We start from the raw sequence: 10,718 nt of genomic DNA on the forward strand, positions 1-10,718 counted from the left end.
ATATCAGATATTAATCACTAAAAATCTAATATTATTCGAAGGAGTGGGTATTATGGAAATACGGAACATCATTTCTTTTTTAAAAATCGCAGAAACTAATAGTTTCTCTAAAGCTGCTTCAGCTCTTGGTTACACACAATCCAATGTAACTATGCAGATCAAGCAACTAGAGACCGAACTTGGTACTGTATTATTTGATCGCATAGGTAAACGAATCACACTCACCGAAAATGGAAAATTGTTTTCAAACTATGCTAACGAGATTATTTCTTCAATAGATAACGCTAAAAATGCCCTATCTGATAGTTTAGTTCCTAGCGGCGAAATTAAAATAGGGATTTTAGAGTCCATTTGTATTACGTATATGCCTGAAATTATTACTAGGTTTCATAGGGAATATCCAGAGGTTAACACAATTATTAAAATTGGTAACTTTGAAGAACTTTCCTCTTTATTAAACACAAATCAAATAGATTTACTATGGACATTTGATGAACCAATCTCCAATGATAATTGGATCAAAACGCTTGCGTATCAAAACCCTATATGTATCCTCGCCTCACCAAATAACACTATCTTTAACGAAAGAGAATTATCCCTTGAATCATTTTCTAATAAAACATTCATATTTACAGAAAATGATTGCAGCTATGGGAATGCCTTTAAGCAATTACTTACTTCCTCTAAAATACCTTTTAATACCTTTATGGAAATAGGCAATACTGAAATTATCAAGAAATGATTTGCCGCTGACTTGGGGCTATCTGTATTACCTGAATTTACAATTCAGACAGAATTAAAGATGGGTGCCATTCGAATAGTCCCTATCTCTGAATTCCAACTTACAATGTACGGACAGGTTTTCTACCACAAAAACAAATGGGTTTCTCAAACTATGAAAGCATTCCTATCTATCCTCATAGATCATATAGAACAATTAAACACACCTTGAATAAGTAATGAGTGGATGAAAATTATACTTTAGATTGTTAATGCCCTGTGTTACAGTAACCACAGGGCATTATTACCAAATTATTTAGTTAACAATATTGATATTTTGTTTTCATCTTTACAAAGAAGAATGCTGTCAACATAAGTGATATGAATTCTGCAACGACAATAGCAAACCAAATACCATCTAGTTGTAAAAATATTGGCAATATCATAACTGCACCAACCTGAAATACAAGGGCTCTCATAAATGAGATCAGTGCGGACACTAGTCCATTATTAAGCGCAGTAAAGAAAGCCGAACCAAACACATTAAATCCACAAAAAAGAAATGAAATTGAATACAACATAAATGCTCGTTGTGTCATTGCAAGCAAATCTGAATCATAACTTACAAATAATTTTGCAAGTGGCAAAGCCAAGACTTCAGCAAGTGCTGTTAGAATCAAAGAAAAACAGCCTATCAAAAACAAGCCCTTTTTTCGCATATTTTTCAGTTCATCGCTGTTTCCAGCGCCATAATGATATCCAATAACGGGTGCTATACCAATAGAATAACCAGTAAAAATGGAAATGAAGATAAAGTTTATATACATTATTACCCCGTATGCTGATACACCGTTCTCACCTGCAAACCTCATCAATTGAAAGTTATAGAGCATATTTACCAGTGACATTGAAAGGTTTGTCATTAGCTCAGAGGATCCGTTAGTACATGTCTTTAAAAAAGCCTTACCATCAAAGGTTGATTTTCCAAGTCTTAGACGACTTCTATTAGGAAGTGCAAAGTAAATAAGTGCTGCTAAGCCACCTACACACTGGCTAATAGCTGTTGCGATTGCCGCGCCAACAAGTCCCCACTTAAATATAGCAATAAACAAGGCATCAAGCACAATGTTGGTCAAACCTGCTGCAACGGTAATAACAAGACCTAGGTTAGGTTTTTCTGCTGTTACAAGAAAACTTTGAAAAGCATTCTGTAGTATAAATGCTGTAAGTGATACTAAAAGAATTGTACCGTAAGTAACACAATCTTCAATCATAGCTCCTTCAGCCCCAAGCATTATGGAAACAGGACGAATAAAAATAATTCCAACAATAGAAAACAATATTCCAAGACCAATCGTTATATATATAAGCATTGAAAAAAGGTTATTTGCTTTCTTTTCGTTCCCTTCACCAAAAGTTTTTGCAACAAGGGCGCTACCCCCTGTCCCTATCATAAAACCGATTGTACCGAAAATCATTATGAATGGCATAATCAAATTGATAGCCGCAAACGGTGTTTTTCCTACAAAGTTTGATACAAAAATCCCATCTACCACACCATAAATTGATGTGAACACCATCATTACGATTGATGGGAAAGTAAATCGTAATATTTTTTTATAAGTAAAATGTTCTGATAACTGAATGTTCATAATATTAACCTTTATAACTCATTAATTTTTCTGTTCATTTCGTCACGATATCGCTGTGTCAGTCGGATATACATCTCTTTTTCTTCTGTTGTCCAACTCTCAAAAATATCGTTCTCTATTTTAACCAACGGGTAAGCTTTTTCTTCCATAACTTGTTTTCCTTTATCGGTCAAACAAACTAGCATATTTCTACCACCAGTAGGTTCAAGATAGACAATATCCTCCTTTTCCAACTTACGGATAGCAGAGTTGATTGTCTGTCTGCTGATGCCTGAAAGCCTGCATATATCAATTTGAGAACATTTTTCTCCAATAACGCAGATGGTATAAAGGATATTCATAGCACTGTCAGATAAGCCGAGCTTAACCCCTGCTTCGTGATAAAGCGCACCTATTTCGCTTGATAAATAAATATAGCGTATGAACTCATTGTTAAATTTTCTCATTAAGCACCTCCTTGTCCGAAATCATACAGTTATATATAATAGTATGATTTCGGACAAATGTCAATACTTCACTTCCCCTTTTATCAACTCAATCACATCATCATACTCTTTTCCCCTGGCAGTCGGTGTAGCTTGAATTACATAAATCTCTTTTTTCTCTGGAACTACTGTAATGTTTTGGCCACCAAAACCTCTACAGCCATAATAATCTTCACCTAACCACCAGAGATAACCGTAACTTTTGTTCTGCTTCGATGGGGTAATTGCTTCTGCAACATATTCCTTTGATACAATTTGTTTTCCATTGTACATTCCATTCTGTAGGAACAACTGACCAATACTTAGCATTTCATGGGCAGTTAAGTTAGAAGGACTTTCGTTCTTTCCACTATTCCCCTCTCCGCCTTCTGCACAGCTATATCCAATGTTACATTTGCTTTTCCACCACGGACCACTAGATATATTAAGGGGTTTATACAGGTTCTCGTTTACAAAATCAAAGATATCTCTACTGGTTACTACTTGTAAAACAGCCGTAAGTAAGATAACATCAAACTCACTATAATTGAATTTAGTCCCAGGCACATTGACAACATCGGTTTCTGCAATGTGCTCTATCCAGTTTGAACTTCTTCTAAGGACAGACAGCTGCGGACAATGATAATGAACACCACCTACCCAATATATGCCTGAGGTCATAGTAAGAAGATGCCTTATGGTAATTGCCTTATGATACGGGTGCATACCTTGATTGAATTCATTCAGATATTTATAAATTGGCTCATCTAGACTCTTTATCAATCCTTGATTAAGACAAATCCCCGTACTAATAGATAGTATGCTTTTTACTACAGAGCGGATTACATTTCTACTTTCTCTTGTAAAGCCGTTGTAATACTTCTCTATTATTGTCTTTCCATCCTGCCATACTAAAACACCATTGATCAGTCTATATTGCTTTGTTTTAATGTATTCATCTATTTCTCTTCCATCAATCATAACAAATACCTTCCTATTACGGAATTAGAATTATTCTTTAAGTCACGCGGAGTTCCTACTGCAATTATTTCTCCACCTTCTTTACCTCCACCTTGTCCCATTTCTATAATATAGTCACAGTTTGATAATACATGTAAATCATGCTCTGTTATAATAATTGTATTGCCACAGTCCACCAACTCATTCAGTAATAGCAGAAGTTTTTCTGTATCGTATAAGGATAAACCTGTTGTTGGCTCATCTAGAATATATAACGAACCTTTTGAACCTTTCTTCACTGTCTTCTTTCCTTTAGAAAGCTCCTTCGCAAGCTTAATACGCTGGCTCTCACCACCAGAGATTGTTGGGATTGCTTGTCCTAGTGTAATATATCCCATACCTACCTGCTGCATAATTTCCAATATATCACTAATTCCTTTATCCTTATCTTCAAAATATTCTCTTGCTTCATCTACACTCATATTTAATACATCACAGATATTTTTTCCATCTAAAAATACCTCTCTTGCTTCAGCAATGTATCCAGTACCTACGCAATCATCGCATATCAGATCAATAAAGTTACCATATCCAACATAATGATGCAAAATCCCCTCACCTTTGCATCTAGAACACCCTCCTTCGGAATTTCTAGTAAACATAGAGACAGTATAGTTACTTGACTTTGCTTCCTCTGTATTCGCAAAAAGACTTCTGATTCGATCAAGAATTCCTGTGTACGTTGCTGGACATGATGTTTTGTTCCTTCCAATTGGTTTTTGGTCAATAATAAAGCAACTTTTTAAATGTTCTGTTCCTGAAAGAATGGTATCCCTAGTTTTATCTTCATTGTTTTCTTCTTCCTCAGGCGAATCTTCTTCTGGAGCAACACATTTTTTCTTTAAAATCTCTTTTAATTTTGGAACTAAGGTATCAGTAATCAAACTTGATTTACCGCTACCTGATACCCCCGCAACTCCTACCATAACACCAAGTGGAATCGTAACATCAACATTCTTTAGATTATGCAAGGTGGCATTTGTAATTCTTAGAACCTCATTATCATAGGTCTCTCTATATTCTCGTTTAACAGGAAAAGTAGATTTTTCAGTAAGATAAGGCGCTGTTCTTGATTCTTCACACTTTAGAAATTCTTCTAAAGTACCTTCAAATATTTTCTTTCCACCTTGTACTCCTGCACCGGGTCCCATATCAATGATATAGTCAGCATTTTTCATAAAACCTTCATCATGCTCTACAGCAACTACCGTATTTCCATTCTCCACAAGTCTTTTTAGAAGCCTGATTAAGTTTTCCTTCTCTATTTCATGAAGTCCTATCGTCGGTTCATCAAATACAAATATAATAGAATCCATTTCTGCCATGATATAGGAAGCAAGGAAGATACGCTGTAATTCTCCTCCTGACAAGGTAGGTACTTTTCTTGTCAAAGCCAAATGACTTAGTCCTACTTCCATCAAGCCTTCAAGCTTTTCAAGTATCTTAACTACCAATTGATTTTTCCCACCAGCGTATTCCTTTAGAAATTTATAAATATCGCTAACATACATATCTTCTAATTCAACAATGTTCTTTCCAGCAATTGTAGTATGTAACGCCTGTGTTCCCAATCCAACTCCATGACATTTGGGACAAGTTCTCATACCTACATAGTCAAGTTCGGTAATCCAAGTTGATTTCCCGCGTCCTATTTGATATTTATAACTCTCCATAAGCCAAGGGATTACTCCCATAAATCCAGTAGGACCAGAAAAGCCACCGCCATCACCATATTTGAATAATCTAAATTCTTCTTCACTTAGAGAACGCAGCGTTCTTTTTCTACTAATATCATAAATTTTCTCAAACCTGCCTACCAAATGACTATAATGTGTCTGATTGCCATAAAAAAGATTTTCAATGGTTACATCTAGTTCTTTGAAAATCTCATCTTCCTCTACTAAAAATATGGAACCTGCTCCTCTACACCTTGTGCACATTCCCTTAGGTGAATTCTTTTGAAAATTAGCAATTTCCAAAGGAATTCCATCGTCATATCCATCTTCAATTACACCATAGTTAGCAAATAGTGCTGCAAGCATTGCATCAATATTTATTCTTGTACCTACTGTACTTCTTGGGTTTGACTGACGTATAATTCGTTGTTCTACTGCAACTGTTGGTGAAAGCCCTGTAATACTATCAAATATTTCCTTATGATCGATAGTAAACTGTGAACCCGAGAAAGTGAGATATCTCTTCTTCCCTTCTTCGTATAATGTATCAAAAGCAAGACTGGACTTCCCACTTCCCGAAACTCCAGTAATGACAGTAAGCTTATTCTTCGGTATCTTCACATCTACACCTTGAAGATTATGTATTCTTGCGTTTTTAATTTCTATGAAATTATGCACCTTTTCTTGACTCCTTTTATTCAATTTCTTAATAGTTAATTGCGAAACTATTTGTAGTGCATAAAGAAATATCAATGTGTTTTATGCACGGAGAAGAGTTTCGCAATTACCTAAATTTCTTTAGGCTAAACAGAGTATTCGTTTTAACATATCGTATTGCAATTCGGACAAATCCTATGAATATCAAACTTACTTCTTTATTCTCGGTAGAATTCTTCAACCGCTTCGGCAAAGAAATCTGCTATACCAGCACCATATTGTCCATCTAATGACGCTTTCATTTTCTCATCCTTTTTATATATATCCGCTAGTTCCAGTATTAGCACTTTCGCATCTTTCAATTGATAAAGTTGCTTTGATACAAAATCGTATTCCCCAATAATTGCTTTCACCTCAAAGGAAGAAGTATCCGATCCACGTTTAGTCGCTAGTTTTTTCATTATTTCATCTATCCGCTTTTGATATGCTTCCATAACTTTTGAATTAGTATTCTTTGCAGAATTTAATACACTTTCCTTGTCTCCATACCACTCTACTACTTTTTCAAAATTTTTCTGCGCCTTTTCATTAGAGGCATTTTCTATAAAGTATTCACCATAATTCTCCATACTTCCATACTGCTTAATAAAAAAATTCTTTTGTTCTTCTGACATATTAGATATCATTGACTGATACAATTCTTCAATCTCAGCCTTGTTAAATACTGATAAATCCATCTTGTTCTCTCCTTTCAGAATTTCATTGATACTGGTAATAAGACGATTTAATCTGTCACGTTTTAGCTCAAGCATCTTTTTTTGACTACTTAAAATCGACTCTTTATCAAAATTAGGAGAACACATAATAGAATTGATATTCTTTAAAGGTATATCAAATTCTCTAAAAAACAAAATTTGTTGCAATGTTTCTAATGCTTTATCGTCATAAAGCCGGTATCCCACCTCATTACACTTCGTAGGATTTAAAAGTCCAATTTCATCATAATAATGAAGTGTGCGTACGCTAATACCCGTTAACTCAGCTACTTCTTTTACAGTTTTCATCATATGACCTCCTATTCTTGATAAAACCAGCATATCCTATGACGTTCCGTGAGTGTCAAGAATTTTTTTACTATTCTTTTCTAAACAGTACATAGCAATATTCCTTTTCTACTGTCCCCATAATTGTCGTTAATTTACTTTCACAGTAAAACTGAAAGCCACTTTTTTCGATAACTCGTCTTGATTGGTCATTCCAGATGAAATGCCCCACTGTGAGAAAATCCAACGATAGTTGTTCAAAACAATATGAAATAACTCTATGTACCGCTTCTAACATCAATCCTTTTCCCCAATATGCCTTACTCAGAACGTACCCTAATTCACGTCCTTTCTTTTCTTCAAAATCACCTTTGAACTTATCTTCACTATGTTTTTTATGTAATCTCTACAGATTCATCTTTGCAACATATTCCTTACTTTTAGCAGTCATCTCTACCCAAGCAGGTCGGAATCCACTTTTTATTGCATTTCTTACCGACTTAATATTTGACCATGCTGCACAGTAAAATGGCACCTTATTATGGCTTAATATCTCTATCGCTAATTTACTTGTTAACGCACTAGCTATTCCCTTACGACGATACTGTGGTAATACATCAACTCCGATTTGCCACATCGTATCACAATCTGCGGAACACGCTGCTAAACCAATTAATACGTCATTATCATATGCACCAACACCAAGTACATCTAATTCCTTTCGATCTTTGCATAATGCATTACTCCATTCTGATATATACAAATCTGTAAAATCCTTTTGTGTTAATACTCGAGTTTCATATTCACATGGTAACTCTTCTAATCGATCCATATCTGGCAAAAAATACTCCGCCATAAAACAGATGCGAAGATTATGTTCTTGCAATGCATCATTCAAAATATGCATATTCGGCGTTTCAAAGCAATGTTCTATTGAATACTTAACAAGATAAGCCTCCACAACATCTATAAGATCCTCACGTACAGAAGCAACTATGTTAGAACCATACGAAACTAAGTTACATGTAAATGCTTCGTTAAGATATTTTCTTGCATTTCTGTGTAATCTAGATATAACTATTTTGTTCTCCATTGAGAGAAAGTCCTTTGCATCACAGTTTGAATCTATCGCTGACTGTTGCATAGCAATTTTTAATATATCATTATTATTCATAACCAATTCTCCTTATAAAGCAGTTGTCCATTTTTAAGCCAAAGTTGAATTTTTAAATTAACATTGATAGACTGACATATCTTCTACAAATTAATATTTGCTTTCCTAGCTTGACTACATAAGTCTTTTGTAGCTAAAGTATATTCTTTATTATCTTTGATAAAATGTGTTCCACATTGTCTAAAATCAAAGTGCGTATTCTTACGCATACATTGATTTCTTATATCAAGAACCCAATCATAGTCCAAAGGACGTGCATTTCGATCCGATTCACCACCTACTACTACCAGATCAATTCCCTTTAGATATTTTTCTATATTAATTTGTTCAATTAATGGCTGACAGATGATATTCTTATGTTTGATTGGCATGTCTAGAAACAGTGGCAATCTCAAATCAGCCATAGCTTGATTCTCTACGCTACAACCAACAACTACATTATCATATCCCAACATTCAGCACGCCATGCATCTGCCTCCTCTATTAAAAAATGTGTGGAAAAACATAAAAATACACATTGCCCAGATTTCATCTTATATTCGCCCGATTTCTTCTTTTCAATTGGGGCATAAAATTTGTCTGTGCGTACTATCTCATTGGTATCAATACCTCTCCTTGCATCTCCTTTATGTATATAACAATACTTGCACCCTTCACTATATCTATGACAACCACGCCAAGGTCTCCACATTGCCATCGCATTTCCCCCTTTTAGTAAATTATAGCTTTATCACGGATGAATTAAATATGTACATCTGACTACTACTTATACCCATATAGAAAAATCACCATAATGAAATACACCGCTACCATGATGTAATTTACCTTCTTCTTTTAATTGATGAAATGCTTGTCTCATATCTTCAATTATAGATGGTTCAATATTCAAATCATGATGCGCAGGAAACACTCTATTAACCTTTAGTTTAGCAATTCTTTCAATAGAGTGCAAATAAGCTTGTGGATCGGTCGAAGGATAATACGCAAATAAAGTATCTTTATAAACTAAATCCCCAGTGAATAGATATCTCTTATCTTTTTCATAAAAACACATATGCCCTGGGGAGTGACCGGGTGTATGTAATACTTGTATCAATCGCCCACCGATATCAATAGTATCATTATCCTTCAGCACCCTTGTGGCAGTTCCTTGAAATATACTATAATCATTTATATCAAATTCTTTTGGTAATTCACATCGTTCAACTACAGATACCCTTACTTGTTCCAATGTTAACGGAAATTCTCCAGAAAGCCAATTCACCTCATCTTTATGTACATAAAACTTAGGGAAATATCTAAGACCACCAATATGATCCCAGTGTACATGAGTTGTCACAGCAGTGATAGGTTTACCCGTTAATTTTATAACTTCATTATAAATATTCATAATCCCAAGACCTGTATCAATCAAAAGACTACTCTCAGTTCCGTTCAATAAGTATGCATGAGTTTCCTCCCAGTGTTTATACTCACTGATGATATATGTATCTTTATCAATCTGATCAATGGCAAACCAATCACTCATTGGTTAATCCTCCTTACCTAAGTAAATAAGTATCTCTATTTCTTACTCAAGGACTTTAATTCACTAATAATAAAAGCTCCCATAGTTGCTATTGCAAATATAACACCAACATCACTACTAAGTCCCAATAATAATCCCGTTATCAATCCCATTATGCCAAGTACAATTGTAACTAGAAAAGCTACCTGTGCTTTACTCATACCTCTCCTCCTCGTTAAGTTGACCCTAATTTCATTAGATACTATTATATCCACTGAATAAATACAGTTTTATCCTTACTATTATATCCTGCTTCCTCATAGAACTTAAGTGTGCTCTCACTTTTTGATCCCGTCATTAGCATTAACTTATAACAATTTTCTTTCATAGCAATCTTTTTTGCGTAATTTAAGCACTTTGTAGCTAATCCCTTTTTACGATACGATATGTCGGTTATTACATTTTCAACAAATGCATAGGGTTGTTGATTATGCGTTAAATTAGGAATAATAACACATACACAAGAAGAAACAATTTTCCCATCTTCCTCTGCAACTATTATGTGATGATCTTTGTCATTCAAAATCTTCTTCCATAGTTCTTTAATATCTTCTGATTGTTCAGGCATCGGATTATCATGTAATTGCATATAAAGTTTCATTAGCCCATCATAATCTTCATTATTAATTTCTCTAATCATACTAATCCTCCATTTATTTACCAAAATTCCTTATCGTTACTTTCTATAGATCCAATTATTAGCATTATTTCACTTCCCCTTTTATCAACTCAATCACATCATCAT

At 34.6% G+C, this 10,718-nt stretch carries 9 protein-coding genes and 3 pseudogenes; 1 reads left to right on the top strand and 11 read right to left on the bottom strand.

What is annotated here, in order from left to right; all coding sequences use genetic code 11:
• Positions 1-52: 52 nt before the first annotated feature.
• Positions 53-952 (top strand): annotated as a pseudogene (locus tag ACW2QF_RS10755) (LysR family transcriptional regulator).
• Positions 953-1,040: 88 nt separating this feature from the next.
• On the opposite strand, the gene ACW2QF_RS10760 reads toward ACW2QF_RS10755, so the two are convergent.
• The 11 genes and pseudogenes from ACW2QF_RS10760 to ACW2QF_RS10810 all read right to left on the bottom strand — a co-directional run bounded on the left by ACW2QF_RS10760 (position 1,041) and on the right by ACW2QF_RS10810 (position 10,613).
• Positions 1,041-2,372 carry an MATE family efflux transporter gene (locus ACW2QF_RS10760; protein ID WP_455716008.1) on the bottom strand — a complete coding sequence of 444 codons (1,332 nt, stop codon included), beginning with the start codon at positions 2,370-2,372 and terminating at the stop codon, positions 1,041-1,043.
• Positions 2,373-2,383: 11 nt separating this feature from the next.
• On the bottom strand, positions 2,384-2,818 hold the full coding sequence (locus ACW2QF_RS10765; protein ID WP_455716010.1) for a MarR family winged helix-turn-helix transcriptional regulator: 435 nt from the start codon (positions 2,816-2,818) through the stop codon (positions 2,384-2,386).
• Positions 2,819-2,878: 60 nt separating this feature from the next.
• On the bottom strand, positions 2,879-3,817 hold the full coding sequence (locus ACW2QF_RS10770; protein ID WP_455716011.1) for a serine hydrolase domain-containing protein: 939 nt from the start codon (positions 3,815-3,817) through the stop codon (positions 2,879-2,881).
• A complete protein-coding gene (locus ACW2QF_RS10775; RefSeq protein ID WP_455716012.1) occupies positions 3,814-6,210 on the bottom strand; it encodes an ABC transporter in 2,397 nt (798 codons plus the stop codon). Before ACW2QF_RS10775 ends, ACW2QF_RS10770 begins: the two co-directional genes overlap by 4 nt.
• Positions 6,211-6,407: 197 nt before the next feature.
• Complete coding sequence (locus ACW2QF_RS10780) at positions 6,408-7,256, bottom strand: MerR family transcriptional regulator (protein WP_455716013.1); 849 nt, start codon at positions 7,254-7,256, stop codon at positions 6,408-6,410.
• Positions 7,257-7,323: 67 nt separating this feature from the next.
• Positions 7,324-7,578 (bottom strand): annotated as a pseudogene (locus tag ACW2QF_RS10785) (GNAT family N-acetyltransferase); the annotation flags it as partial.
• A gap of 60 nt (positions 7,579-7,638) precedes the next feature.
• Entirely contained in the window at positions 7,639-8,406 is a 768-nt protein-coding gene (locus tag ACW2QF_RS10790) for a GNAT family N-acetyltransferase (RefSeq protein WP_455716014.1), read from the bottom strand.
• A gap of 83 nt (positions 8,407-8,489) precedes the next feature.
• Positions 8,490-9,103: pseudogene (locus tag ACW2QF_RS10795) on the bottom strand (DUF5131 family protein).
• 69 nt (positions 9,104-9,172) lie between these two features.
• Entirely contained in the window at positions 9,173-9,934 is a 762-nt protein-coding gene (locus ACW2QF_RS10800) for an MBL fold metallo-hydrolase (RefSeq protein WP_455716015.1), read from the bottom strand.
• Between the two features lie 35 nt (positions 9,935-9,969).
• On the bottom strand, positions 9,970-10,134 hold the full coding sequence (locus ACW2QF_RS10805) for a hypothetical protein (RefSeq protein ID WP_455716016.1): 165 nt from the start codon (positions 10,132-10,134) through the stop codon (positions 9,970-9,972).
• 44 nt (positions 10,135-10,178) lie between these two features.
• Complete coding sequence (locus tag ACW2QF_RS10810) at positions 10,179-10,613, bottom strand: GNAT family N-acetyltransferase (RefSeq protein ID WP_455716017.1); 435 nt, start codon at positions 10,611-10,613, stop codon at positions 10,179-10,181.
• Positions 10,614-10,718: the final 105 nt, after the last annotated feature.

It is taken from the genome of Anaerosporobacter sp. (assembly GCF_965301125.1).